The sequence below is a fragment of the Brevibacillus parabrevis genome (genome assembly GCF_003710905.1).
Classification (GTDB): Bacteria; Bacillota; Bacilli; order Brevibacillales; family Brevibacillaceae; genus Brevibacillus; species Brevibacillus parabrevis.
Genome location: NZ_RHHV01000006.1, coordinates 448,429 through 474,920 on the forward strand (window position 1 = coordinate 448,429; position 26,492 = coordinate 474,920).

28 protein-coding genes and 1 pseudogene are annotated in these 26,492 nt (G+C 52.3%); 6 read left to right on the forward strand and 23 right to left on the reverse strand.

Annotation, left to right across the window (positions count from 1 at the left end; all coding sequences use genetic code 11):
- Positions 1-19: 19 nt before the first annotated feature.
- The 15 genes and pseudogenes from plsY to prsW form a co-directional block, all read right to left on the reverse strand.
- Complete coding sequence (gene plsY, locus EDM60_RS08595) at positions 20-622, reverse strand: glycerol-3-phosphate 1-O-acyltransferase PlsY (RefSeq protein ID WP_063226933.1); 603 nt, start codon at positions 620-622, stop codon at positions 20-22.
- Positions 623-637: 15 nt separating this feature from the next.
- Positions 638-1,951: a ribosome biogenesis GTPase Der gene (gene der / locus EDM60_RS08600; protein WP_122963593.1), complete on the reverse strand. Its 1,314-nt coding sequence runs from the start codon at positions 1,949-1,951 to the stop codon at positions 638-640.
- Positions 1,952-2,004: 53 nt separating this feature from the next.
- Positions 2,005-2,187: a capping complex subunit for YIEGIA gene (locus EDM60_RS08605; RefSeq protein ID WP_122963594.1), complete on the reverse strand. Its 183-nt coding sequence runs from the start codon at positions 2,185-2,187 to the stop codon at positions 2,005-2,007.
- Between the two features lie 3 nt (positions 2,188-2,190).
- A complete protein-coding gene (locus EDM60_RS08610; RefSeq protein ID WP_122963595.1) occupies positions 2,191-3,096 on the reverse strand; it encodes a YIEGIA family protein in 906 nt (301 codons plus the stop codon).
- Between the two features lie 6 nt (positions 3,097-3,102).
- Positions 3,103-3,738, reverse strand: a complete 636-nt coding sequence (locus tag EDM60_RS08615; RefSeq protein WP_063226930.1) for a YphA family membrane protein — start codon at positions 3,736-3,738, stop codon at positions 3,103-3,105.
- Between the two features lie 82 nt (positions 3,739-3,820).
- The gene (gene fni, locus EDM60_RS08620) at positions 3,821-4,870 is read right to left on the reverse strand and encodes a type 2 isopentenyl-diphosphate Delta-isomerase (RefSeq protein ID WP_122963596.1); all 1,050 of its coding nucleotides are present in this window, start codon (positions 4,868-4,870) and stop codon (positions 3,821-3,823) included.
- A 99-nt stretch (positions 4,871-4,969) separates the two neighbouring features.
- On the reverse strand, positions 4,970-6,142 hold the full coding sequence (gene rpsA / locus EDM60_RS08625) for a 30S ribosomal protein S1 (RefSeq protein WP_122963597.1): 1,173 nt from the start codon (positions 6,140-6,142) through the stop codon (positions 4,970-4,972).
- Between the two features lie 186 nt (positions 6,143-6,328).
- Positions 6,329-6,922: a lysophospholipid acyltransferase family protein gene (locus tag EDM60_RS08630; protein WP_063226927.1), complete on the reverse strand. Its 594-nt coding sequence runs from the start codon at positions 6,920-6,922 to the stop codon at positions 6,329-6,331.
- Positions 6,919-7,590: a (d)CMP kinase gene (gene cmk, locus EDM60_RS08635; protein ID WP_063226926.1), complete on the reverse strand. Its 672-nt coding sequence runs from the start codon at positions 7,588-7,590 to the stop codon at positions 6,919-6,921. The genes EDM60_RS08630 and cmk overlap by 4 nt, the downstream gene beginning before the upstream one ends.
- 187 nt (positions 7,591-7,777) lie before the next feature.
- Entirely contained in the window at positions 7,778-7,960 is a 183-nt protein-coding gene (locus EDM60_RS08640) for a hypothetical protein (protein WP_122963598.1), read from the reverse strand.
- Positions 7,961-7,986: 26 nt separating this feature from the next.
- A complete protein-coding gene (locus EDM60_RS08645; RefSeq protein ID WP_122963599.1) occupies positions 7,987-8,673 on the reverse strand; it encodes a flagellar brake protein in 687 nt (228 codons plus the stop codon).
- 113 nt (positions 8,674-8,786) lie between these two features.
- Positions 8,787-10,154, reverse strand: coding sequence for a germination protein YpeB (gene ypeB, locus EDM60_RS08650; RefSeq protein ID WP_122963600.1), 1,368 nt, complete (start codon positions 10,152-10,154; stop codon positions 8,787-8,789).
- Between the two features lie 35 nt (positions 10,155-10,189).
- A pseudogene (locus EDM60_RS08655) lies at positions 10,190-10,787 on the reverse strand (cell wall hydrolase).
- A gap of 95 nt (positions 10,788-10,882) precedes the next feature.
- Positions 10,883-11,041 carry a hypothetical protein gene (locus EDM60_RS28490; protein ID WP_005831362.1) on the reverse strand — a complete coding sequence of 53 codons (159 nt, stop codon included), beginning with the start codon at positions 11,039-11,041 and terminating at the stop codon, positions 10,883-10,885.
- A gap of 21 nt (positions 11,042-11,062) precedes the next feature.
- Positions 11,063-11,737, reverse strand: coding sequence for a glutamic-type intramembrane protease PrsW (gene prsW / locus EDM60_RS08660; protein WP_063226921.1), 675 nt, complete (start codon positions 11,735-11,737; stop codon positions 11,063-11,065).
- 82 nt (positions 11,738-11,819) lie between these two features.
- Between prsW and EDM60_RS08665 the strand changes: the two genes are divergently transcribed.
- Complete coding sequence (locus tag EDM60_RS08665; RefSeq protein WP_122963602.1) at positions 11,820-12,791, forward strand: asparaginase; 972 nt, start codon at positions 11,820-11,822, stop codon at positions 12,789-12,791.
- Between the two features lie 145 nt (positions 12,792-12,936).
- Here EDM60_RS08665 and EDM60_RS08670 read toward each other — a convergent pair whose 3' ends face one another.
- Entirely contained in the window at positions 12,937-14,226 is a 1,290-nt protein-coding gene (locus EDM60_RS08670) for a Glu/Leu/Phe/Val family dehydrogenase (RefSeq protein WP_063226919.1), read from the reverse strand.
- A gap of 313 nt (positions 14,227-14,539) precedes the next feature.
- Between EDM60_RS08670 and EDM60_RS08675 the strand changes: the two genes are divergently transcribed.
- Positions 14,540-15,292, forward strand: a complete 753-nt coding sequence (locus EDM60_RS08675; RefSeq protein ID WP_122963603.1) for a PIG-L deacetylase family protein — start codon at positions 14,540-14,542, stop codon at positions 15,290-15,292.
- 80 nt (positions 15,293-15,372) lie between these two features.
- Here the strand turns inward: EDM60_RS08675 and EDM60_RS08680 are convergent, their stop codons facing one another.
- The 7 genes from EDM60_RS08680 to EDM60_RS08710 all read right to left on the reverse strand — a co-directional run bounded on the left by EDM60_RS08680 (position 15,373) and on the right by EDM60_RS08710 (position 21,707).
- Complete coding sequence (locus EDM60_RS08680; protein ID WP_122963604.1) at positions 15,373-15,972, reverse strand: genetic competence negative regulator; 600 nt, start codon at positions 15,970-15,972, stop codon at positions 15,373-15,375.
- 288 nt (positions 15,973-16,260) lie between these two features.
- On the reverse strand, positions 16,261-16,626 hold the full coding sequence (locus tag EDM60_RS08685; protein ID WP_122963605.1) for a hypothetical protein: 366 nt from the start codon (positions 16,624-16,626) through the stop codon (positions 16,261-16,263).
- A 185-nt stretch (positions 16,627-16,811) separates the two neighbouring features.
- Entirely contained in the window at positions 16,812-17,723 is a 912-nt protein-coding gene (locus EDM60_RS08690) for an NAD(P)/FAD-dependent oxidoreductase (protein ID WP_122963606.1), read from the reverse strand.
- Positions 17,724-17,783: 60 nt separating this feature from the next.
- Entirely contained in the window at positions 17,784-18,491 is a 708-nt protein-coding gene (locus EDM60_RS08695; RefSeq protein ID WP_122963607.1) for a LysM peptidoglycan-binding domain-containing protein, read from the reverse strand.
- The gene (locus EDM60_RS08700; RefSeq protein WP_122963608.1) at positions 18,488-19,069 is read right to left on the reverse strand and encodes a CPBP family intramembrane glutamic endopeptidase; all 582 of its coding nucleotides are present in this window, start codon (positions 19,067-19,069) and stop codon (positions 18,488-18,490) included. Before EDM60_RS08700 ends, EDM60_RS08695 begins: the two co-directional genes overlap by 4 nt.
- Before the next feature lie 18 nt (positions 19,070-19,087).
- The gene (locus EDM60_RS08705) at positions 19,088-20,596 is read right to left on the reverse strand and encodes a RecQ family ATP-dependent DNA helicase (protein ID WP_122963609.1); all 1,509 of its coding nucleotides are present in this window, start codon (positions 20,594-20,596) and stop codon (positions 19,088-19,090) included.
- Positions 20,589-21,707 carry a YpbB family protein gene (locus tag EDM60_RS08710; protein WP_122963610.1) on the reverse strand — a complete coding sequence of 373 codons (1,119 nt, stop codon included), beginning with the start codon at positions 21,705-21,707 and terminating at the stop codon, positions 20,589-20,591. Before EDM60_RS08710 ends, EDM60_RS08705 begins: the two co-directional genes overlap by 8 nt.
- An 87-nt stretch (positions 21,708-21,794) precedes the next feature.
- Between EDM60_RS08710 and EDM60_RS08715 the strand changes: the two genes are divergently transcribed.
- From EDM60_RS08715 to serA, 4 genes are all read left to right on the forward strand, one after another.
- The gene (locus tag EDM60_RS08715) at positions 21,795-22,712 is read left to right on the forward strand and encodes a hypothetical protein (RefSeq protein WP_122963611.1); all 918 of its coding nucleotides are present in this window, start codon (positions 21,795-21,797) and stop codon (positions 22,710-22,712) included.
- Positions 22,713-22,815: 103 nt separating this feature from the next.
- A complete protein-coding gene (locus tag EDM60_RS08720) occupies positions 22,816-23,022 on the forward strand; it encodes a ferredoxin (RefSeq protein ID WP_031305339.1) in 207 nt (68 codons plus the stop codon).
- Positions 23,023-23,702: 680 nt separating this feature from the next.
- Positions 23,703-24,857 (forward strand): pyridoxal-phosphate-dependent aminotransferase family protein, encoded by a 1,155-nt coding sequence (locus tag EDM60_RS08725; RefSeq protein ID WP_122963612.1) that lies wholly within the window; start codon positions 23,703-23,705, stop codon positions 24,855-24,857.
- Entirely contained in the window at positions 24,850-26,433 is a 1,584-nt protein-coding gene (gene serA, locus EDM60_RS08730) for a phosphoglycerate dehydrogenase (protein WP_122963613.1), read from the forward strand. The genes EDM60_RS08725 and serA overlap by 8 nt, the downstream gene beginning before the upstream one ends.
- Positions 26,434-26,492: the final 59 nt, after the last annotated feature.

Genomic DNA, 26,492 nt, shown 5'->3' on the forward strand with positions numbered 1-26,492 from the left:
GATTCAGACCCATTCAGATCTATCCCAGCTTGCGATTGGACTTGTCTCCCAGCTTCCGTTCCGTACCTGCTATAAGATTTTGGATATTGTTATAATGGCGAACATACGCAAACACCGCGATTACCAAACTTGTCCAAACAAAGGAAATCGGTTTATCCAGCAGGTACAAAGAAATAGGAATCACCGTAACGAGGACAAGCGATCCAAGGGAGACGTAACGGGTAATGGCAATAACCAGCACAGCCAGTACCGCTGCAATCAAAAAGGCGAGGGGAGAGAAGCCGAGCACCACGCCGAGCGTAGTTGCAACGCCCTTTCCCCCGCGAAATCCAAAATAGATAGGCCAATTGTGCCCCGCGATGACAAACAAGCCCGCTACTGCATAGGCAGCGGCATCACCTGTCATGAGGTGTGTTATTCCCATCGCCGCCAACCCTTTTAGTGCGTCAAGGATCAGTACGGCAATACCCGGACCTTTCCCCAGCACGCGAAGCGTATTCGTCGCCCCTGCGTTCCCGCTGCCATGTGAGCGAATATCAATTCCTGCAACTTTTTTGGCAATAAGATAGCTGAAGCTAATTGAGCCGATCAAATAGCTGAGCACCCAGGCTAATAACACCATGGCGGTTTCCTCTCCCTACGTTTTTTTCCGCGTCCATATCCGAACAGGAGTACCTTCAAAGACAAATGCTTCGCGGATTTTGTTCTCTATGTAGCGCTCATAGGAAAAATGCATAAGCTCCGGATCATTCACAAACAGGATGAATGTTGGAGGCTTGACTGTCGCTTGCGTCGCGTAGTTGATTTTCAGACGCTTGCCTCGGTCAGATGGCGGCGGCGTGCGGATCGTTGCATCCGTAACGATATCGTTGAGGACGGAGGTCGGAATGCGCATCGAGTGTGCTTGCGCTACCTCGTTTACTTTTGGAAGGATCGTGTGAACACGCTGCTTGGATTTGGCTGATACATACATGATTGGCGCGTAATCGAGGTATTTGAACTCTTCGCGGATCAGCTCGGTAAAGCGCTGCATCGTTTTGTCGTCTTTTTCAATGGCATCCCACTTGTTGACGATGATGATCACGCCGCGACCAGCTTCATGGGCATAACCGGCGATTTTTTTGTCTTGCTCGATGATGCCTTCTTCCCCGTTGATGACAACGAGAACGACATCACTGTCCTCGATGGAACGCATGGCGCGCATGACGCTGTATTTTTCCGTCGTCTCGTACACTTTCCCGCGCTTACGCATACCCGCCGTGTCAACGAGAACGTAGCTTTGACCTTCCCGTTCAAACGGAGTATCGATCGCATCGCGTGTTGTACCTGCGACATCACTGACAATGACGCGCTCTTCGCCCAAAATGGCGTTGGTCAAGGAAGACTTCCCTACATTCGGGCGTCCGATGATCGACACGCGGATGACGTCTTCTTTTCGCTCTTCGTCGTCTTCCGCCGGGAAAAAGCGAACCACTTCCTCCAGCATGTCGCCCAAGCCGAGGCCATGGCTGCCGGAAACCGGGAACGGCTCACCCAAGCCAAGCGAGTAAAAGTCGTAAATATCGGCACGCATGTCCGGGTTGTCCGCTTTGTTTACAGCCAGAACAACTGGCTTACCCGTACGGTTCAGCATGCGAGCCAGCTCAAGGTCAGCGTCCGTTACGCCTGTTCGGCTGTCGGTAATCATGATGATGACGTTGGCCTCATCAATCGCCAGCTCAGCCTGATAGCGCATTTGCGTGAGAATTTCATCGGTCTCGCCAAACTCAATCCCGCCCGTATCAATGACGTGGAAAGTATGAGTTAACCATTCTCCTTTGCCGTACAGGCGGTCACGGGTTACTCCCGGCATATCCTCCACGATCGCGATGCGCTCGCCGACCAGTCTGTTAAATATCGTGGACTTCCCCACGTTGGGTCTCCCCACAATGGCTACCACAGGTAATCCCATAATCAACAACACTCTCTCTCATTTACGTTTTGACTAGCTAATCATACCATACACTACTTGTGACGAACAATGATAAGGGTATCCTTGCTCACCTCATGCACCATGGCGTCCAGAATCTTTTCCAGCGTAAAGGCTGTTTGCTGCATGCTCTCGTGCGTAGACTCGATGAAAATGGGCGCTCCGCCCGCGATTCTCTCCTTGTTCACGGTAATCACGGCCAAAATGGTCCCGGTCATGGTCTACAGCTCCTTCTTCGCTAATTTGGTCTTTTGCGGCATTCGGAAGACGCTTTCCAAAATCGGCACGGCATCGATGACTTGTTTGCCATGCTCCGCGTCTTTTTCTTGCGGCAGCAAAAATACGCCGAGCCGCCCGGATTGCAGGTCGCGCTTCACGAGCGGGGTCAAGGAAGGCTCCCCCGTATCGGTGTACACGCCAAGCTGCGTGGCGACATCATGCAAAATCGCCTGTCGCTGGCCGGGATGCGCGATCGTCACCTTGGCATTGGCGTCTTTGGGACTCACAATAAACCCAACGCCATGCTCCCGGATGATGTTCTGCGCATCTTCCAGTCCCACGTTCATGATGTAAATATCCCCGACGTACAAATCCTTTCCTTCCACCCGCACCTCTGCCGGACTGGTCTCGGCGATCAGGGAGAGCGTCTTTCCCGAACGCAGCTTGCGCGAGATGAGAAGGGCGATGACTCCGGCAATGATTCCGCCCCACCAGTTGAACAAAATCGTAGCAGTCGTCGCCACCAGCGAGGTAAAAATCACCATGTAGTTGCGGCCTTCAAACACCATGGCGATCCCTTCGATATACGGCCCGCCGCGCGGCACCAGTTCTTGCTTGTCGATTTCCGTCAGCGTCGTGCGCTCCATGTTGCGCACATCCCTGAACTGTTGAGCGGCCACGGTTAAAAAGGTAACGGCCGTATAGTTTTCCTTGAGCAAGGCTGGAACAGCCAGTGCCCCCAATGCCGAAGCGATTACGCCGAGCGAAACATGAATAATTTTTCCGTGCGGATAGGTCGGATATTGCCTATAATCCGTTCGCAGCAAATTGATTCTGCACATGATTCCGAAGACGAATCCAATCGTCAAAGGAACGACAAATTCATTGGCTAACAGCTCTTTAAACACTCGCGATCACCTGCCTGTGTCGGAATGGGAAGGCTCTGTCTCTCTCCGTCCAAACAGCCGACGAATGGCAGACCAGAGCAAACTGACCAGCCCCAGCAAGGAGATGCCGCTCCACAAAAGATCTTGCGCATAATCCGTCCCCAGGCTGCACGTGCCAGAAGCTTGCCAAAAATAGAGCGTGTGGAGAGCATCCGCCATCGGTAGCGCAAGCATAAGCGCGAACAGCCGGGCCGCGTTCAGCTTGCTGATGGAAAAGGCAACCGCAACACTAATTCCTGGCACAATGACCCGCTCGTCCCAAAACAGCAAGATCGGATCGGTAAAAAACAGCCAGCGCAGCCAAAAGACCATGACAGAGATGCCTAACGCACCTACCACATACAGTCTTCTCGTCGCTTTGGGGAGGCGCGTGTAGAGGACCACACTTGCAAAAAGGGGCAACAACGTTCCGCTGAGACTCACCTGGATGGGAGCGAAGAACAATTTCCAGCTGACAAAGGAGCAGATCAGAAACGCACAAAGCACGGCAAGCACGCGTCTTCTTTCCATGTTCATTTCCCGCAGCTGCGCGTCAAAGCTTCCCATCCAGACAAGACAAAGCAGAGACCACTGGATGAGAAGCGCAATGGTTCCCTCGTTCATGTTCATCTCCTCAAAATTGTGGTTGTCTCCCCAAAGTATGCCTCAAGCGCTCCCCTTTCATGAATCACCCGCTTGTCCGTGTTTAGCGCTGGGCCAACTGATCAAGCACGATTCCCCGCAAACGGGCGCGCTCTGCTGTTTTCCCTGTAACCAAAAGCGGCACGTTGATTGCGTCTGCCAGCTGCACAATCCCTAGCGCCGTCATCGCCACCCGAATCTGATGATGCCACGCGTCCACTTCCTCCAGGCATTCTGCAAGCGATTTTGTATGAATCAACCGCAGCAAAGCTCCGGCCACACCGACCGCTTTCGCTCCCAAGCTGATTGCCTTGAATGCATCCAGCCCGTGGCGCACGCCTCCTGTCGCCATAACGGACGACTGGGCGTGGATGTGGCTGTCCGCTTCCAGCAAGCTTTCTACAGTCGTAAAGCCCCAGTCTTCAAACATGGTCAGCGGGTGACTGCTCCGCATGTTTTCCACTTTGGCAAAATTCGTTCCGCCCCTTCCGCCGACATCGATGCTGCGGATTCCGGCTTCCAGCAGTTTGCGCATCGTTTCCTTTGTCATGCCAAACCCGACTTCTTTGACGATGACCGGGACGTTTACTGCTTCGCTGATGTTTTGAATGCGCTCCAAATAGCCGCGGAAGTCGCGATCTCCCTCCGGCATCAACAGCTCCTGCATCACATTCAGATGAATTTGCAGGCCGTCCGCCTCCAGCATGTCAATCGCTGCTTTCGCCTGCTCAACCGTTGCCTCTGCCCCGACATTGGCCCAGATGATCCCGTGTGGATTTTCTTTGCGGACAATCTGATAGCTGGAAGCTAGGGACGGGTCCCGGAGCGCCGCCATTTGCGAACCGACAGCCATCGCCAATTGCCGTTCTCTGGCAATAATTGCAAGCTTTTGATTGATTGGCGTCGTCGCCTCGGCTCCCCCCGTCATTGCGTTAATGACAAAAGGGGATGGCAGACGAAACGTGGCAAACTCCGTCGCAAGCTTCGTCTCCTCATATCCTGTATTCGGCACACTGTTTGGGACAAAACTGACATCATCGAAGCAGTTTGTCCCATTTTCAGCCGTTGCCAGCGCGTTGCGAATATGATCGAGCTTCCGTGTGGATCGATCCATGCATGTATCCCTCCCGTCAAACTATCTTTCCTCTCTGATTGACAGCCAAGCAAAAAGGGATACGCAAAAGCGTACCCCCTCATTTCACGTCTATACCGCTTACTTGAACTTGTCTTTCAGATCGGCAAACAGTTCACCAAGCGTCACGCCCATAGGCTGATTGTTTTCTTGCGTGAATTGTTGTTGCTCACGCTTGCTTGCGCGCTCTGCCTGCTCAACGCGCTCTTCTTCAACCGCGCGAATGCTCAAGCTGATGCGCTGCTCTTGCGGAACGACATCGAGAATCTTCACTTGCACTTCCTGACCTTCTTTGAGCACCTCGCCAGGAGTGTTTACGCGACGATTCGCGATTTGGGAAATGTGAACCAACCCTTCGATTCCAGGAGCCACTTCCACAAAAGCACCGAAGGAAACAAGGCGTTTAACCGTACCAGTAGCCACAGAGCCTGCTTTGAACTCTTCCGCTACTTTCGCCCAAGGACCCGCTTGCGTTTCCTTGATGCTCAGGCCAATGCGCTCATTTTCACGGTCGATCTTGAGCACTTTCACCTGTACTTTGTCGCCTTCCTTCACTACATCGGACGGTTTTTCAACGCGGTTCCAAGCCAGTTCGGATACATGCACCAGACCGTCTACTCCGCCGATGTCCACGAATACGCCAAAGTCAGTCATGCGTTGAACGGTTCCTTCCAGCACTTGACCTACTTGGATTTGATCCAGAATGGACTGTTTTTGCGCTTTTGCTTCATCTTCCAGCACCGCTTTGTGGGAGAGAATCACTTTGTTCTTCTCTTTGTCCATCTCGACCACTTTCAGCGTCAGGGACTTGCCTTTGTAATCGGAGAAATCTTCTACGAAGTGACGCTCTACCATGGATGCAGGAATGAAGCCGCGAACGCCTACATCTACAACCAGGCCGCCTTTTACTACTTCTTTTACGGTTGCTTCGATGATGGTGCCAGCCTGCATTTTTTGCTCCAGATCAGCCCAGGAAGATTCCATCGCGACAGCTTTTTTGGACACGACGAGTTCTTCTTTTTCATCGTTGAGCTTGATTACTTTCACTTCAAACGTGTCGCCAACCGAAACGACGTCAGCCACTTTTTCTACGTGCAGCGGGGAAAGCTCGCTGATCGGAATCAGGCCATCGTATTTGTAGCCCACATCCACAAGAGCCTGTTTGTCTTCGACTTTCGTTACCGTCGCTTTTACGACATCCCCTACGGAAATGGTTGTTGCATCCGTCAAGCTTACGTTTGTTTCATCCATCATCCAAAAAACCTCCTTGAATACCATCCAGTCCCAGGCCATCTATGTACAGGTTGTAAGCAACCACATTACACGAAGCGGGAGCAAGTATATTTTTTACTGTCGCCCGAAGGCTGGCAGTTAGCACTGACATAGCCAGTAAGTTCCAGCAAATGTAGTATTCGTCCCTTTGTCAATTCTATACCGGACTTAGGGAAGATGCTGGCTCCGCAATTCTTTGATGTGGGTCATGATCAGGTCGCTCGTCTCTTTCAGCACTTCAGCGCTGCTTTTCGCTTCGCGCAGGCTGGCGAGATCAATCGGCTTTCCGTAGACGATCTTGATCGGACGAAAAGCGCGATACGGCCCGACAATCGCCACCGGAATGACCGCGGCTTGCGATTTGAGCGCAAACATCGCTACGCCTGACATCGCTTCTCCCGGTTCACCCGTTTTGCTGCGGGTTCCCTCAGGGAAAATTCCAAAGATTTTTCCATCTTCGAGCAATTTGAGCGTCGTGCGGATTGCCGCCCGATCACCCGCGCCCCTCTTGACGGGAAAAGCGCCGAACTTCGTGATTAGAAAAGATAATACCGGGATTTTAAAAAGCTCTTCCTTGGCCATGAAATGTACCTGTCGTTCAATTCCGGACCCGAGCAAAGGCGGGTCCCAGAGCGAAATGTGGTTGGCACACAAAATCACCGGGCCTTCCTTAGGTATATGTTCACGCCCAATCACTTGCCAACGATAGACAAGCGAAAATATGATGCGGAATATTCCGCGGAATAAACGGTAATAGGTCACTTGGCAGACTCTCCCGTTCGCTCGCAGATTTGCAAGATGTGATCAACCACCTGCTCAATCGACATGCCTGTTGTATCCACCAAAACGGCATCTTCCGCCTGGCGCAACGGTGCCACCTCTCGCTGTGTATCCCGACGATCCCGCTCCTCGATTTCTTTTTCCAGCTCGGCAAGGTCTGTCTCGGTTCCTTTTTCACGCAGTTCTTTCCATCGTCTCTCTGCTCGTTCACGACTGGAAGCTGTCAGAAAAATTTTCACCTCGGCATCAGGCAGGACATGTGTTCCGATATCTCTGCCGTCCATGACCACATTCCCTTGTTCGGCGAGCTGTCTCTGCAGTACCAGCATTTGTTCGCGAACAGGACCGTAGCTCGCTACAATAGAGGCGTACTGGCTGACCTCTGTGGAACGAATCTGATCCGTTACGTCGATGTCATTCCAGAACACGCGTTGGCGACCAGCTTGGCGCACCAGCCCAATCTTGTTGTTTTTCAAAAGCGCAGAAACTGCGGACTCGTCGCTAATCGGAAGCTGCTCGTGGGAAACGCCCCAGGCAAGAGCACGGTACATGGCACCCGTGTCGATATAGACGTATTCCAGTTGCCCTGCCACCTTCTGTGCGACGGTGCTTTTCCCTGCTCCCGCAGGTCCATCAATTGCTATGTTCATTCACTTCTCACCTGCTATGTACAGTAGTTCAGAAAGGGAGTAAAACAAGAAAAGCTTCTGCCCGAAGCCTGTTCCCATTCATGTGGAGAAAAACACACATATGACCGTAAACGGTCTACGAAAACGATCGTTGCCGTTTTCTATGTTATCTATAATAGTACCATAGTATGGAAGCATGCGCAAACCTTTAGGGCTTGTCTGACACGCCTTCCAAGCGTTCTGTCTCGATCAGAAAAGCGCGAGCAGGAACGTATTGTATCAGGATTTCCCCGGCTGTCAGCGCGATGGCGCAGGCCACAATTCCAATCATGATGCCTTTCTCTACCCGTCTGGAAAATCGGCGAAAACGCTCGTCGTACTGACTGGTCAATGGGGTCACTTCCTTTTGGCAAAGCGTCAATCCTCGACGCCTTTTTTGCGAAGCTCTAGCTGTCTTTCGTAACACGCCCTAACCACTTTTACCCGATCCTGTTCACTGATATTCGTAAACTTCCCTGATATCCACTGATGCAAGCCCTTCTCTTCCGGCGCCTTTTGTCTGACGACCTCCAGTTCGGCAAATGCATGCTGCACCTGGCCAGTTCGGCTAGGCAGCGATATCCAGACCTGGAGCAAATCCTTTTCCCGCAAACGATAGGACTCGTCGCAGCTGAAAGACAGACCGCCACCGCTGATGTCGATCGTTCGCGCCAAAAAATGATAGCGCCGCATCGGGTCCTGATGCTTTACAGCGATGTCCAGCGTCGTTTCGATACGCAAGTAATTGCGCCGTTGTGTGCGCACAATCTCCTCTTTATTCGGCAATTGCAACAACAGCACCGGGATATGCGCGCTTTCTCTGCCGACGATGGAGGTATGGAACTCATAGCGAGAGCCGTCCTCTCCTACGTACCAGACCAGGCAGCTTGTGCCGGGCCGAAATACCCCGGTTCTTCCCGTGTTTTCACTGGTCGGCAATTCGATAGAAGCTACCTCTTCTGTCAAGTCGGTGACGCGGCTTTTGAAAGCATCCAACTCTGTTTCTTCTTCAGAGGAACCCGTGAAGTGAAGTCGTATGGTTTGTCCTACTCGTGGAAGCATCATATAGCAAATGTTCCTCCTTTTCCCTCTCACCCCCTCATTATATACTCTTTTCTTTCGAATCAGCAAATAGGGAAAGCCGTCAAATTCAGCTTTCCCCTTGCATTTTTCCGCGCTTATTGCTGATTCTCCCGGTCTGTGCCAGTCTCCATTTTCACGACTTCTTCCTCGTCGCCGTTCATGGCGTTGATGTACACCATGTATGAATTTCCTTCAAAGCTGCCCGTCAGCTCCCAGGTCAAAACTTCTTTGCCGTCATTTTTCCCTTCGATCAAAGCCAGCCGCTCGCTGGTGACTTTCACGCTCGGATTTACTTTTTTGCGCGCCTCTTCTTTGGACAGACGCGGCTTGGACAGCAGGCGTTGTTTGTGATTGAACAAGTATTCCGTAGAGTTGAATGCGGTCACTTCTCCGTTGTCCAGCGCGATCTCAATCGTCACGGAATCCGGATAGATGCGCACGCCATCCTGGACGGGCACAAACGTGAACAGCGCATTGCGGTCATAGCTGTCGATCTCGGAAACAACCATATCCCCGAAGCCATGCTTGCGCAAAAACTCTTCGCCTCTCTCTTGCGCTTGCTTCATATCGAGTTTTTCTTCCCCGATCTCACGCTCGTTCATCATCCAGACGACTTTGCCGCCGCGTTTGGTCACATCGAGGTTGATCGCCGCTTTCTGTCCGTTCGGAATGACGCGGACACTGTAAGCTGTGTACGTTTGTCCTTTTCCGTTCTCGTCGACTTCCACCTTGGCGTCAGACGCGTTGATGCGCAAAAATTCCAGTGCGCTTTTCTTCGCATCCTCAGCGGTGGCGGGCTTGCCGTCAATTCCCTGGATTCGTTGCTGTTTTTTCTTGTCCAGGCTCTGGATGCCCACTCCCCAGTCCAAATCCGGAAACTCCTGCACTTTTTTCTCGATCGTCTGGAATCCGTCTACAATTGTGTTGTCCGACTTCTTGTCGTCTGACGCGAGCGCCGTCTCTACGTCCATCCAGCGCAGTTGCTTGTCGATGACATTGGCCTGGACGTTGCGCAACTGGTCCTGAATGTCCTGGGCTTGTTTATGCAAGCTTTTCAAGGTGCCGTACTCCTTGTCGCTAAGCGGCTCCTTGTCCAGATCGCGCACAGCAACCCGGTAAGAGAAATCGGCTACACGCGAAAGCATCTCCTCTGTGTTGCTGAAAGGCATCAACGTAAGCGGAAGCTGGCCCACATCCGATTGGGCTGCGTAGGCAAGTCGCCAAACGTTGGTCAAGGTCGGCGTCATTTGCCGGCGGGAATTGACGACCAATGACTTGCCCAGTTCGTCATGCAATTTGTCGATATGGTAAGTCAAGTCGTGAAAAGCCCGCTGATACGAGTTTTCCGCTTTGATCAAAACCGAGTTTTTTTCGTTGTGCTCCTGGTACCCCCACATCCCCGCGCCCACCAAGGCAACCAAGGCTATGGGTAACAAGACGCGCGCCGTTGCTCCATATACCATCCCTTGCCACTCCTTCTATTCTGATTGAAAAGCCTTTACCTGCAAAAAATATGCTTCCCGATTTTTTTGACTTGCGGCCTGCTCCAAATCCATTTGGACGTCGCTGTTACCGGGTTGAAGTAGTAGGTGCAGCCTCCCGATGGGTCCCACCCGTTCAATGCATTTTTGACAGCCTTGCGCGCACTCTCGTTCGGGGCCAGCCAGATTTGCCCGTCCGCCACTGCCGTGAATGCTCGCGGCTCAAAAATGACAGCCGATGGCGTATCGGGAAAGGACGGGCTTTTGACGCGGTTTAAAATGACGGCAGCAATCGCCACCTGGCCTTCAAACGGTTCTCCTCTGGCCTCTCCGTACACGGCATTCGCCATCAGCTTGAGGTCGTTCTCCGATATCCGCGAAGGATGAAAGCTCGCTTTGGACTTTGTCTGGCTTTGCTTTGCCGGTGCTGCCATCTGTGTCCCGCGTGCGGCCACCGCGCTGTTTTCATTGGAGAAAATCTCGTACCCGCAAAAGCCTGCCACCACGAACAAGATCAGCACACCTGCGATCCAGATTTTTTGCACGGCATAAGTCCTCCTTGGCATGAATTGAAATCTTTGCATAGTGTTAGTGGAGGAAGAATGGATTATGCATGAAAATGCGAGAGGAATCGCCAATCCAGAGGCTTCCAGCACAAAAAGACCGATACGCTTGGCATCGGTCTTTTTGTCTGGCTTGCTATTTGTTTTTTACGATTCGTCAATGCGAAAATGCTGGTCGTTGTCGCACAAGCATTGCTTGAATCCCGTTTCCACTTGCCCGCCTGGTTCCCTGCGACCGCGGAGGGTAAATTTTTCTCCACATACATTGCATTGAATGGTCACTTTTGCTCGTTCGGATTTCAGCACGTCTCGTCTCCTCCTTATCGTCTATTGTGGACGCGAAGAAAGATTTTTAGAACCGTATTCATGAGCGCGCTGCACCTTTTTCAAGCCTTGCCACCAAAGGATCAGCATGAATGGCACGATGACTACCAGCCAGTTTTGGATCGAAAGAAAAATGGCGTTGTACAAAGCGTGAAGTCCAATCGGCAGGACGATGGACAGCCAGAGAAACGTTTTTTCCTGCTTGCTGTTTTGCGAGAACTTGGCCCGCCCCAAATAATAGCCCATCCATACAGCGAAAAGCGCGTGGCTGGAGACAGGCAAAAAGGCGCGCCAGAAGGCAATATTCATCCCGTTGATGATCAAATAAAACAAGTTTTCCAAAGTGGCAAAACCGAGCGACACGGCGACTGCATACACAATTCCATCGTAAGGCTCATCAAATTCCACATGCTTGTAGACTGTGAAAAAGATGACCATCCATTTGAAAAACTCTTCTACTACAGCGGACTGGATGATTTCCGCGACAATTCCGCTCCGCCAGTTCCATTCATTCTGCATGATGTACTGGAGTACCATAATCGGAATCACCAGCAGCATCCCAAAGATAAACGACCGGATAACCATGGAAATCGGTTCCGGTTCGAGACTGTCACGCAGGTAAAAATAACTCATGATGGCGATACCGGGGGCAATTGCCGCGCCGATCATTGCGATCATCTTTTATTGCTCCTTTACACAAGGCTGTTATTCATCGTACCATGAATAATGGTTGATGAAAACCCGCTACAGGAGAGAGATCATGACAAAAAAAATATTGGTAGTCAATACTGGTGGCACGATCGCCATGTCCGTAGATGACACAGAAGGCGTCAAACCGCTGGATGACCAAGCTGTAAACAAAATCCTTCCTTTTTTAGAGCGTTACGCGGACGTCACCATGAAAAACGTACTGAATTTGCCAAGCCCGCACATGACTCCCAAGATCATGAACGACTTGCGTCTGCAAATCGAAGAAGAATTTCGCCAGGAGCAGTATGATGGGGTCGTCATCACGCACGGAACCGATACATTGGAAGAGACAGCGTATTTCCTTGACCTGACGCTTTCCGTCAATGTTCCGATCGTTGTTACCGGGGCTATGCGCAGCAGCAACGAGCTTGGCGCTGACGGTCCGGTCAATCTGATTTCCTCCGTTCGCGCTGCCGCTGATCCAGCCAGTCTGAACAAAGGCGTGATTGTCGTGTTCAACGATGAAATCCACGCCGCTTGCCATGTGACGAAAACCCATACGAGCAACGTCGCCACATTCCAATCGCCGCAATACGGCCCGATCGGAACAATCGCGAAAAAAAGCGTGCAGTATCATCACGCTCCATTGGATCGCGAGCATTACAACATCACCCACGCCGATGCGAATGTGCCGCTGATCAAGGCCGTTGCCGGCATGGAGCCAGCTTGGCTGCAATTTTTGCTGGAGCAACCGATTGACGGATTGGTCATCGAAGCATTCGGTCTCGGCAATCTGCCGCCAGCGATCATCCCGACGCTGCAGCAACTGCTGGATCGCGGAATCCCGATCGTTCTCGTGTCCCGCTGCTACAATGGACAAGTTCAGGACATTTACGACTACGAAGGCGGCGGCCGCAAGCTGAAAGAAATGGGCATTATTTTCTCTAACGGTCTGAATGGTCAAAAAGCTCGCCTCAAGCTGATCGTCACCTTGCAGACGACGCGCGACTTCCAGGAACTGCAAAAGTTGTTTGATCAATAAAAATGAAATGAACAAACCCCCTCTTTGCTTCGACAAGGAGGGGGTTTTCATTGCTTTTCCGCTTTTGTTCAACCAAAAAACAAAGGCTTCGCCCACATGAGGCGAAGCCTGTTTCTTCTCAATATATGGAGGGTCGTTTGTTTGATTAAACCCAGCCGCGGAAGCGAGAAGCTTCTGCCATTTTGCGTGCACCGACCATGTAAGCGGAAAGGCGCATGTCCACACGGCGCGTTTGCGACAGGGAATAAACACTTTCAAACGAGCGAACCATTACTTTTTCCAATTTCTCTTCTACTTCTTCTTCGCTCCAGTAGTAACCTTGGTTGTTCTGTACCCACTCGAAGTAAGAAACGGTTACACCACCAGCACTTGCCAGTACGTCTGGTACAAGCAGAATGCCGCGCTCAGTCAAAATCTTGGTTGCTTCGAGTGTAGTCGGGCCGTTAGCCGCTTCTACGACGATTTGCGCCTTGATGTTGTGAGCGTTTGCAGCAGTGATTTGGTTTTCGATAGCCGCTGGTACGAGAATGTCGCAATCCAGTTCAAGCAGCTCTTTGTTCGTGATGGTGTTGTTGAACAACTTCGTTACGGTACCGAAGGAATCGCGACGATCGAGCAAATAGTCGATATCCAAACCGTTTGGATCATGCAGAGCGCCGTAAGCATCGGAGATACCTACTACTTTTGCTCCTGCATCGTGCATGAATTTCGCCAGGTAGCTACCAGCGTTACCAAAACCTTGAACGACAACGCGTGCACCTTTTACATCGATGTTGCGGCGTTTTGCTGCTTCGCGAATGCAAATGGTAACCCCTTTGGCTGTTGCTGTTTCACGTCCATGCGAACCACCAAGTGCAATCGGTTTACCGGTAATGAAACCAGGCGAGTCAAATTCACGGATACGGCTATATTCGTCCATCATCCATGCCATGATTTGCGAGTTCGTGAAGACGTCCGGAGCCGGAATGTCTTTCGTTGGACCCACAAGTTGGCTGATTGCGCGAACGTAACCGCGGCTCAGTCTTTCCAGTTCACGGAAGGACATTTCACGCGGGTCGCAAATGATACCGCCTTTACCACCGCCATATGGCAGGTCGACGATACCGGCTTTGAGGCTCATCCAGATAGAAAGTGCTTTAACTTCATCCTCAGTAACTTCCGGGTGGAAACGAATGCCCCCCTTGGTCGGACCAACTGCATCGTTGTGCTGAGCACGATAGCCCGTAAACACCTTTACTTCGCCGTTATCCATGCGAACCGGAATGCGTACGGTCAAAACGCGTAGCGGCTCCTTCAAGAGTTCAAACATCGATTCTTGGTAACCTAGTTTATCCAGTGCTTCCTTGATCACCGTTTGAGTCGAGTGCAGCAAGTTCAATGTTTCTTGCTTTTCTTTCCCTTCGGTGCTTTCGGTTACCACGTCTTGATTACCCATTACTTACCACCTCAAAAATGTTATCGGTCAATGCAGCCTTTAGTATACACGCTTGTATCAGGTATGAGAAGCGAAAAAAAGTTTTTTTTCCATTTCGAAAACGTTTTCTTCTGTTTGCCTGCATATAAATACAACTATTTACCAGCCGCTTGTATCAGCAAACGAATGGCCCGGACGCGGCTTCCTGTCCCTAAAAACGCACACTGCTTGGTCGTTGTAGTGTTCCCAAAGTGCACACTTTCATTACCGAACCCATCGATTTATGTCATAATGGAAACAGTAATTCTGGAAGTTTATTCATGGAGGCGTTTTTATGAAAAAAAATAACATTTTGTTCGTTTACGCTCATCCAGACGACGAAACCTTCGCGTCCGGCATCACGATTTCCAAATACACCCAGGAAAACAAGGCAGAGTGCCACTTGCTTTGCGCCACGAGAGGCCAAGCTGGCAAGCCAGGCGATCCCCCGCTTTGCTCCATCGAACAATTGCCCGCATACCGCGAGCAGGAATTGCGAGAGGCTGCTTCCCTTCTCGGACTTGCGAGCGTGAAGCTGTGGGATTATCAGGATAAGCTGTTGAATACAGTGCCCGTCGACGAGCTGGTCAAGCGCATTCATCAAGCGATCGAGGTATTGCAGCCTGCTGTCCTCGTTACGTTTGCCCCGCATGGCATCTCGGGACACCCGGACCATCAGGCGATTTCCCAAGCCACAACCAAGGCTGTCCAGACGTTGGGTGCTGAGACGAGCGTGCGCAAGCTCTACTACGCGACACGCCCTTCCAATGGACCGTTCGGAGCGATCGAGCCGCCGTTTTCCGATCCGATCGAGAACATTACTACCATCATCAACGCTCCCGAGTACAAACCGCAAGTGGCAGCCGCCCTGCGTGCGCACAAAACGCAGCACCTCTCGGTAGAGCGCGTCTTCCCGGGTGTTCCTTCCGGCGGATTTGACGCGGTTCCGCCAAGCAACCACTACATTTTGGCCTGGCACAATCTGCCTAGCTATTCCGTTTCCGCTGACAAAAAAGAAGCCGACTTGTTCGAGGGCATGGGCGTCTGAAAATAATCGAGACAGCAAAAGCACCTAGTAGCCACTAGGTGCTGTTTATTCTCCCAGGCACTTCACCATTTCCTTGCGTCTCACGTGAAATGTCTGCATATTTCCTTGACAGCATCGTCGGCAACGACAACCTTGCCATATTCCTCCAGGACATAAATCGTTGTCGGCGTCGCTTCCCCGTACTCAGAGAGAATCGCAATCAATTTGTGGTATCGCTCCTGATCCAATTCCACCTCTTCTAACACCAGATGATATTTCCCCTGGTAGAAGTAGGCCGCCCCTCCATTGGTCAGCAAAGCATTGATACGGTGGGCAGCTTCAACCATATGCTCAAAGTCACGGAAGGCGTAAATGATTAGATCGCTTTCCTCTAGGGTGACTTCTAATTCATATACTTCCTCGTCCTCGAATTCTTCTTCTTTTCCGTCCTTTGAGCCTGTTTTGCCGCGAGTAACGATCACGACCATACCCTGAGCTGGCAAGGCGAACACTTCAACTGCAACAGGCCCTGACACTTCAAACCCTAACTCGTGATAAGCCTGCTCCATCATGTCGTTGAACAGTTCATGAACTTTAGGAATGTCACGCCACATGTCTTCTTTTTCTATCCCGCGCTCTGTTAGGTCGTCAAACGTTAAAAAGATTCGTATTTTGTCTTGACCAAGGCGTTCAACACGCATGACTGTCCCTCCTCGCCATCCAGTCGTACTACAAAATATGATGCTGAGCCTGTAAGAGTTCTCCGCATTTTCCGACGAATGCCTGCGCTGCATTCAACCATTTTTTTCGCATTTGGGAAAATCCGGGGTAGTCCTATCATATCACATTTAGTAGCGGGAACATAGCCACCTGACACTCTACGCGGCTCTTCGTGCACTTTCGCACACACGTGTCGATTCGGACGTTTGAAAAGCAAACTTTGTAGCAGCCTGTCATTTCCTGCGCTTTCCCAGGAAAAGCTGCTCGCGTTATCGCCATCCAATCATGAGCGCGACTGTGGCCGCCAGGAAGGTGGGAACGGGCATTTTGACAAATTGGATCAGCAGGACAAAAAAGGAGAAGAAGCATAACGGTCCATGGAGCCAGCCCGTTTGCAGCATGCGGCCGTACAGGTACTGACTGATGTGAAAATGCAACAGACCGAACAGCAAGGCAGTAGCTCCGATGAACAGGAACGCAGACAGAATGATCTCCACAGGCGAAAACAGAAACATCGACACCCAATCCCCGATTCGCTCTGCATGCAAATGTTTCGCAGGAAAAACCTGCTGGGCAGCACTTCCCAATAGCCATGCCAGAAGTCCGACAAACAAGCTCCTCCCCATGACCAGCATGATTTTTCGAAGCCTCCCGATTTTTATCTTCCCCCCATATATATTGAATCCCGCTCGTTCGGGTTCCGGGCGCGCCTAGTCCGAACAGAAAAAAAACGCCGCATGCTTGGGCGTTTGTTCTCGCGCAATCCTTTTTCGCTCTCCTGTTGCCCCTTCGCTTTGCCGTTTGTCTTTCTGCGTCCGCTTCACGCCTTGTTTTCCTGTTCGAGCAGCCGCTTGTGAATCCAGATAGCAGCCTGCGCGCCGTCTCCCATGGCGATTGCAACCTGCTGGGAGTGGCAAGCGATGTCCCCGACTGCCCAAACGTTGGGATGATCCGTCTCCTTTGTGCGCGGGTTCGTTCTTACGTGGCCTTTTTCATCAATATGTACAGAAAAGGCTTGCAACAGTCCGGTCTTGGCCGTCGCACCAGGAAAGGCCAAAAACGCCCGTGACACAGCCAGCTTTTCGCCGGAAGCAAGCTGCACGGTTTGCAGAAGGCCATCGGCTTGCACCAACTGCTCGACCCGCGCTTCATGGTAGTCGATCTTCAGACGGTTGAGGATGGCATGCTCCTGGTCGCTGACCGCGCTGCCCCCATGGTTGATCACGAGCAGACTGCGCGTGTAATACGACAGCTCCTCGGCCATCTGGACAGCGTGCTTGCCATCGCCGATAACCGCTGTTGTTTGCTCGACACATTCATACCCGTCACAATCCGGGCAAATGAATACCGATAGCCCAAGACAGTCGCCCAACTCGGCAATTGCCGGGAAAGGATCGGCCATTCCCGTTGCCATGACCAGCGTTTTCGCCTGCAGTTTATTGGCCTGACCCTTGACTGTCACGAAAAACTCTCCATTCGCAGCAACTGAAAGGTCCGTAACCTCATCCACGATGAACTCGGCACCAAACCGGGCCGCGTGCTTTTGCCCTTCCTGACGAAAAAAATCGCCACTGACCCCTTCGGAAAATCCGAGGATGTTCCGGTAGGCTTTGGCGACTGCTGATCGTCCTCCCGGCGCATCGATCACGACCACGCGCCGCAAGCTTCTGGCGAGCTGAATTGCCGTCTGGAGTCCTGCAATTCCGCCGCCTACAATGATGGTATCGTACATCGCAAGTCCCCCACTGCTCCAACGGTTTGCCATTAGCATAACCGCTGCGCTCCGAAACCATTACGGAGCGAGCGGGACAAGCACGACTTTTCCTTCTACAAGCTGTGCCTGCGTATGAAAGCCGTTATATCTAGCGATGCGCGAAACGTTGGAATTGTTGCCGAAGTACTTGCGAGACAACATGAACAGCGTCTCGCCTTTTTGCACGACATGCTTGACGACTCGCGGTTTTTGCGCCGTCTCTGCCGGCTTCTGCACAGGAGTTGCCGTCGCGGGCGCCGCTGGTGGCTTGGCTTGCGTCTGAACGGGCTTGTTTTCCTTTTTGGGAGTGGTTGCCGGAGTGCTGCTCGCGATCGGAGTGACCGGAGCAGGGGTGGCAGAAACGCCCGAAGTTGGCTCCACAGGGGCAGGAGCAGGCTTGCTGGTCGCTTCCTCTGTCCCTTTTTGCTCGGCTGCTGCTGATGTCTCGGCAGGCGTAGCCGGAAGAACAACCGAAGTCGGTTCGCTCTCTGATGTAGTTGGAGTGCTTTCCGCCTTCGCCACCGTCTCGTCGCTCTCGCTAACCGCTTGTGTCTCTACGGCTTCCGTGTTTCCTTCTGTGCTGCGGGCAACGTTCGCTTTATACAGTTCAAAGCCAATCAATCCGAAAAACAAAATCCCGAATACGAAGAGTCCTGATTTGACCCATGTTTTAAACCGTACCGACGACGTTTTTGTCCGATTATGCCGGGAGCGTCGAGGCGGCAATTGGTTCATTTCCAGATTCACTCTTCCTCCCCCTTTGCCTTTTTGAGTGTCCTTTGCAAATAAAACGCCAGCGAAACATCAATGACAATATGGGCGACAATCGGCGGCCATATTGTCATTTGCTGCTCCATCAGCATCCCCAACAGCCAGCTAGTGCCAAATACGCTTACGATCAGGAGCGGCTTTTTCAAATAGCGCACATGCACGAGCGTAAAAAGAAAGCTCGTCCAGCCATTTCCGGCAAACGGTTGGATCACGCCGCGAAACAGCCACTCCTCAGCAAATCCGACGATCACACAGATCATGACGGTCATGCCCGGAGACATGGCTCCAAAAATCTTCTCGTTCAAGCTGCCATCGTCCTGCCAGCGCTTGGGTAAAAAAATCTCCATGACCAGGTTAAGCACAACGATGCCTACTGCTACACAGCACGCAATCCCTATTCCCGGCCAGCCTTGAAAGCTGAACAGGCCGAGCGTGCCTTTCCATCCGTGGACCCAGAAGCTGCTTATCGCCGCTGCTGCCAAGACCAATCCTTGCGTCAGCCACAGATTCATGCGCAGCGTGGCTTCATCCACCTCTAGCCCACTTTCTTTCACTTGCGTAATCTCTCCTTCTTATTTTTTCGGCAAAAGCATGTCCAACGCCTGCCGCAAGTTCCAACTGTTTTGTACTTCTCTTTGCAAAAGCGCTGTCTGTCTGCCTTCGTAGCTTTCCCGCTGCAAGCCGCAGCGCGAGCAACAAAAGCGGGTAAAGCCGAGGTCGGATTCCCCGAAGTATTGATTCAAATGCTTGCGCAGACAACGATCCGTCAGTACGTACGATCTCATCTCAGCCAACTTTTTCTGTTTGACCGCTTTGCGTTTTTCCGTCTCCTGCCAAATGTCCTGCACAGGATTCGCCATTTCCGTCGTCGTGCTCACCTGCGCCTTGACCAGTGCTCTTTCGGTATAAAACGTGAGCATCGCTGCCATTTCCTCAGACATGTCAATCGAAGCCAGTGCTTTTGGATCGGGAGGCGCTCCCGCACCGTAAAGTTGGCAAAACTGCTGAATCTGCGCGGGTGTGGGATATTCTTTGTCCAGCATGTACTGATGAAGGTGGATATCGTCCTGGGAGTAAAGCAGCATCGCATAGCCAGGCTGGCCATCCCGCCCGATCCTGCCGATTTCCTGCGAATACGCCTCCAAGCTGGCGGGCAGCTGGTAGTGAATGACATAGCGGATGTCCGGCTTGTCAATGCCCATGCCAAAAGCGTTCGTGGCGATGATGACATCCAGCTCTCCCGCCAGAAACTGCGTCTGGATCAGCATTCGCTCCATGCTGTTCATGCCGCCGTGATAGCCGTCTACGTGCCGTTTTCCTTCGAGCTGGTAAGCTGCCACGAGCACCTCTACCGCCTGGCGCGTGCTGCAATAGACGATCCCCGGCCCCGCAAGCCGGTCAATCAGATCAAAAGTCAGCTGGCGGCGCTCGCTCTCGCCGCCGACTTCCGCCAAATCGTAGGCAATGTTGGCGCGGTTGAGCGTTTGCACCACTACATTTTCCCGGTCAATGCCAAACAGGGAGCAAATTTCGTCACGTACCGCAGTGGTAGCTGTCGCGGTCACCGCCAAAACGGGAGGGTTCCCCAGTTGTTTGACCGTATCAGGCAAGCGCAAGTAGTCCGTGCGAAAATCATGGCCCCACGCAGAGATGCAGTGGGCTTCATCGATGGCAAAAAGGGAGACAGTGGCGCGTTTGAGCGCTTGCTGGACATACGGCTGTTGCAGCTTTTCCGGCGAGATATACAACAGCTTGCACTGGCCGGACGCGATCTTTTGCAGCACTTCCCGCGCTTCTGCCGCTTCCTGTGTGCTGTTCAGATAGGCAGCCGGAATTTTTCTTTTCGTTCGCAGCTGCTGCACCTGATCGACCATCAGCGAGATCAACGGGGAAACGACCACCGTGATACCCGGCAACAACAACGCGGGAAGCTGATAGGTCACCGATTTTCCGCCGCCCGTTGCCATCAGGCCAAGCACGCTTTTTCCCGCCAGCACCCTCTTTATGATCGACTCTTGACCGGGTCGAAATTCCCCGTAGCCAAAATGCTGTTGCAACTGCTGCTGCCATTCGTTATTCATTCGACTCCTCCTGCCTGCGGGCCAAAGCCAGCCGGATTTGCAAGTAACTGACAGTCGGGCCGACACGATCCTTGATGAGTCTGAGTCTGCTCGTTTGCAGCTGCTCGCTGGCGGCCATAATCGCCGCGCGCGTTTCCGAAGACAAGTAATCCGCATCGTCCCACTCCGGGCAGTGCAAGGCGATCTCCACCAAATGATCCTCGACGGTGCTCTCTTTCACTTGTCTTTGCGCAGCAATCTCTGCTTTGTGTATTCCTCGCTGGACCAAAGCATACGTGCGGGCCGCGCTGTCGCTCAGCCGTGGATCGAGCTTGTTTTCCTGGACGACGAGCCGTGAAAGCAGGGGAAATGCCTGCTTCTCCTCGCTCAGTCGCAAAATGGAGGCAGCCAGCCCGTACCGAAACAGCAGCGTGAGATACACTTTGGACGATTGCTTTTGCTTCGCCAGCTGTCCGAGCGTCTTCCCCACTTGCGAGACGCCAGATAGCTGAGCGACCAACAATTCCTGCACTTGCGGCTGCAACGGCTCCCACAGGCGGAAAAGCTCCTCTGACAGCCCCGCTTCCCATGCTTCCCGCAACCTCGCTGGCCCGACCTGTTCTTTTACCCACTGCTGGACGGACTTGTCCATCACGACCGGCACGAATCCAAGATCTTTTCCAAGCAATTGCGATACAGTTTGCACAAGCAAGTGCAGCCGCTGCCAGAACGATTCGATGCGGGCTGCCAAATCAAAGCGGGTAAACGGCGCGAACCAGACAGCAAAACCGTACTTCTCATAAGCATGCTCGGCAAACTGGCGTCCGTTCGCCGTGACCAAAAACGTCGGTTTGGGACTTGGTCCCTCCCCTTCGCACGGTTGCAAATAGTCGTTTTGAAACAAAGTTGCAACAATTTTATCCCAATCCTCTTTTGAAAAACCCGGAAACATCCGATAATACGGATAAAGGTTGTACAAATGCACATCCTGAAGAGTCTGGTTTGCTTTTCTGCCGCGAAGGATGTAGTAAGCTGCCTGAAGCGTTCTTTCGTTCGCCAGAGGAAGCATCGCATTCAGAGCGACAGCGCATAAAAGCTCTCGTTCCTCTGCCACACTGTTTTGACTGTTCATGTGTACTCCTTGCTATTGTTCTTTTATTCTTTTTGCGGCCCTAACGACTGCACACTTTTCACTGGATTGGATTTGGAGGATTTCTTTATGACAAAACGATTGAAAAAGTCAGAATTTATGATGGCGTACATGATCATCATAACACTTGCATGTACCGTTGGTGGATTTTTTTTCGGCGCACATTATATGAAGACATCCATTGAGGCCGAGCAAGCGGCAGCTATGGAAGCCAAACAAAAAGAAGCCGAAAAGGAAAAGATGCTGCGCGAACAAAAGCTTTACAGTGAACAGGACTTCATCCGGTTTTATTATGCGGTTTACGCTCCCGTGCTTGAACTGAAGCAGGCGCATTTCGAAACGATGGCGAACTGGGGCAGCCTCGATCAAAAAGCGCGCACGGATGCGCTCAAGCAATTGGAGAAACAAGCCGATCAGACGATCAAAGACCTGGACAAAACCGTGCCGCTCCCGACCTCCCCACTGCTGGCACAAGCCCACACGCAATTTACGAACAGTGTACGGGCTTATTTGGATAGTATGGAGAATATCCGATCCGCTCAGAATAGTAATGCCTCAACGCCTGCCGTCATCGCTTCCGGCTTGACGCTTGCCCAAAACAGCTGGCTGACGGCCCAGGAAATGGTCTACCATTCGGTTGCTGCCTGGGAATCGGCCTACGTCGAGAAAAAGCCGATGCCAAAAGCGGCGCCTGCGACCGTTTCTGTGGAACAGTGGAAGCAGTATCCGTTCCACTACCGGACCTATCTGGCTGCTTTGTTTATGTCGGCGAACAAACAATGGGGCAGCTACAATCCGGAAGACTTGACCGCGCGTCTGGATCTGCTCCTGGCCTCTACTGAGTCGCAAACGCTGGGAATCAAGGACGTGGCCGCGGCAGTGAAGGTTTTGAACGCAACAGATGCTGTCCATGCTGGTGATTTCAAAAAGTTGAATGGCAAGCTTTATTCTGTCCTAAGTACCCCTGAAATTCCGCTTTACAAGTAGTCGTACATTTTTAGACTGATTCAATCTTGAAATCTTGTGAACAAGAGCATACAATGGTCTATGATAGTGGACGTACCACTTCGCAACGGGAGGTGAAACCACGATGACTACATGGGTAGATAAAGACACTTGTATTGCTTGCGGTGCTTGTGGCGCCACGGCTCCTGACGTCTTTGATTACGACGACGAGGGCCTTGCGTTCAACAAGTTGGATGACAACGCAAACAGCGTTGAAATCCCGGATATCCTTCAAGACGACGTTCGCGACGCTGCAGAAGGATGCCCGACCGATTCTATCAAAGTGGAATAGTATTCCAGCAACCAAACCTCTTACGTACTTTGTATGTAAGAGGTTTTTCAGTTTTTTTCCACTACTCCGCCATTCTGAACGGACAGTCGGCATTTTCCCGTTTCTTATTTTTTGATTTTTCGGTAAGATAAAATCATGCAGAAAAACCGAACATTCTCGCGCGTTTTTCCCATTTTTTGTGAGACTAATATCCTAACGTTCGGTTTTAGGTTGTTTTTGTCCATTAACTACACTCCAATCAACTAATATTCACGAACGATAAATCTATTTTTCTTGGCATCGTTCATTTTTTCTTGTTTTTCTGCTTGACGCTGTCATTTTGCCGTGATATCTTAAGTACAAATCTTAGGAAACACCACATCACCAACAGCGATGACGAAGAAATGCTGTGCCAAAGAAATCCTCAGAGAGCCGATGAATTGCTGCGAATCGGCGGTTTCTTCCACAGATAAGCACTTCTGAGCTGCTGCGTCGAACAGGCGATGAAGTCGTCACAAGTAGGCGCGAACGGTAGATCCGTTATCTCTACAGGTCATGTACCTGCCAAGGCTCTTTTTTGAGAAAAGAAGAGCGAATGAGGGTGGCACCGCGAAGCAAGCCTCTCGTCCCTCACTGTTCTGTAATAGGAGCAGTGTGAGAACGGGAGGTTTTTTTATTGATTTATTTAGGAGGAGAGAGACATGTTCACTGACAAATTGATTTTGCGCATTCCAGGCCCTACCCCCATCCCCCCTCGCGTGCAGTTGGCGATGAGCCAGCCGATGATTGGGCACCGCAGCGGCAAATTCTCTGCTCTGTTCGCACGCACGGCGGAAAGACTGAAACCTTATTTCGGCACGACCCAAGACGTGTACATCCTCGCAGGCAGCGGAACCAGCGCGCTGGAGACAGGCGTGGTCAACACGCTGCAACCCGGAGATGAAGCTGCCGTGCTCATCAGCGGCGCTTTCGGCGAACGCTTTGCGAAAATATGCGAACGTTACGGCGTGATTGCCCATCGCCTGGAAGTACCGTGGGGCGAAGCGGTTACACCGGAGCTGGTCGAAGCTTTTCTCAAAGAAAAGCCGCAAGTAAAAGCTGTTTTCGCAACGTACTGTGAGACTTCTACCGGGGTGCAAAATCCGATTGCCGAGCTGGCGAAAACGATCCGCACTCATTCCGATGCCCTGTTTATCGTAGATGCAGTCAGCTGCCTGGGCGCAGTGGCTTGCGAAATGGATGCCTGGGGCGTCGACATCGTCGTAACGGGCTCGCAAAAAGCGTTCATGCTGCCGACAGGTCTCGCCTTCCTCGCTGCAAGCGAACGAGCCTGGAAAGTCATTGAGGCAAACAAGCCGCTCGCTTTCTACCTCGACCTGAAAGCGTACCGGAAAAGCCTCGCCGATCAGACAACACCGTACACTCCGGCCGTTTCCCTGATTTTTGGTCTGGCCGAGGTACTCGATATACTCGATGAGGAAGGGCTGCCTGCGATCATCAAGCGCCACGAGCTGATGCGCGACATGACCCGCGCTGCCATGCGCGCACTGAACGTCAACCTGATGGCCGAAGACGCCTATGCCGCTGCCACCGTCACCTCCTGCGACCCACAGGGCGCTTTTGACGCGGAGGCGCTGCGCAAAGTATTGACGAAGCAGTACAACATCACCATCGCTGGCGGACAACAGCACATGAAGGGGAAAATTTTCCGCATCGGACACATGGGCTACTGCGAACCGCTCGACGTTCTGCAAGTGATCTCTGCCATTGAAATGTCGCTTCACCAAATCGGTGCCCCAGTCGAGCTGGGTGCCGGTGTCAAAGCTGCCCAGGAGGTGCTCATCGCACATGTATAAAGTTCTGATTACTGACCCACTTAGCGAATTTGGTATTCAACAATTGCTGGACGCCGAGGACGTGGAAGTCGTCCGCAAAACCAGCCTCTCCCCTGCCGAGCTTTTGGAAATCATCGGCGATTACGATGCTTTGCTCGTCCGCAGCCAGACACAAGTGACAGCGGAAGTTCTCCAGGCCGGAAAAAATTTGAAGGCGGTAGGACGCGCCGGGGTCGGCGTAGACAACATCGATATCGCCGCAGCTACGCAAGCTGGTATTCCGGTCATCAATGCCCCGGACGGCAATACGATTTCTACGGCGGAGCATTCCTTTGCCATGCTGATGGCGGTCGCCCGCAACATCCCGCAAGCACACAAAAAGCTCGTGGACGGAACATGGGATCGCAAAAGCTTCCAAGGGGTCGAGCTGAACAAAAAAGTGCTCGGCGTAGTCGGAATGGGCCGGATCGGTTCTGAAGTTGCCAAGCGCGCCAAAGCATTCGGCATGAGCGTCATGGGCTTCGACCCGTTCATGACCGAGGAACGCGCGCAAAAAATGGGCGTCATCCACGCCACTGTCGATGACATTTGCCGTCAAGCTGATTTCATCACGGTGCATACCCCATTGACAAAAGAAACCCGCCACATCATCAGCACGCGCGAATTTGCCAAAATGAAAGAAGGCGTCCGCCTGATCAACTGCGCACGCGGCGGGATCATCGACGAAAAGGCGCTGTACGAAGCGATCACAAGCGGCAAAGTTGCCGGAGCCGCCCTGGACGTGTTTGAGGAAGAGCCGCCAGTAGACAACCCGCTCGTAGGTTTGCCGCAAGTCGTTACCACTCCTCACCTGGGAGCATCGACAGTCGAAGCGCAAGAAAACGTGGCGGTCGATGTGTCCGAAGAAATCTTGAAGGTGCTGCGCGGCGAGCCGTTCAAAAACGCGGTGAACTTGCCGTCCATCCCTGCGCACGTCATGGAAAAGGTGCAACCGTACTTCCAACTGGGCGAAAAGCTGGGGCATTTCCTCGCACAAGTCACGGTTGGCTCGATCTCCGAGGTCGCGATCAAGTACAGCGGCGAGCTGACCGATGTGGATACTTCGCCGCTGACCCGCACCGTCTTGAAAGGCGTTTTGTCCTTCCGCCTGGGCGAGGTTGCAAACTACGTGAATGCACCGCTTCTGGCAAAAGTCCGGGACATCACCGTTACGGAGCAAAAAACGGCGCAAAACAAAGGCTTTACCAACCTGCTGACCGTCAGCCTGAAAACGACGCAGGAAACTCGCACCGTTGCTGGTACGCGCCTCAACGGATACGGCGCGCGCATCGTCAAAATCGACGACTTTGCGATCGACGTGGCTCCAGAAGGCTACTTGCTCTACATTCACCACAACGACCGCCCTGGTGTAATCGGACGCGTCGGTTCCATTTTGGGTGAAAACAGCGTGAACATCGCGACGATGCAAGTGGGCCGCCGCGACATTGGCGGAGACGCGATTATGATGCTTTCCGTTGACAAGCCGCTTACGCCTGAGCTGCTCGACACGATGGGCGAGCTGGCTGAAGTGAAAAGCGTTACGCAAATCGAACTGTAGACAGGGGCCCTCCCCTTTTGCTCCTGATCGCCAAAAAGACCTGGCTATTCATCTGCCGG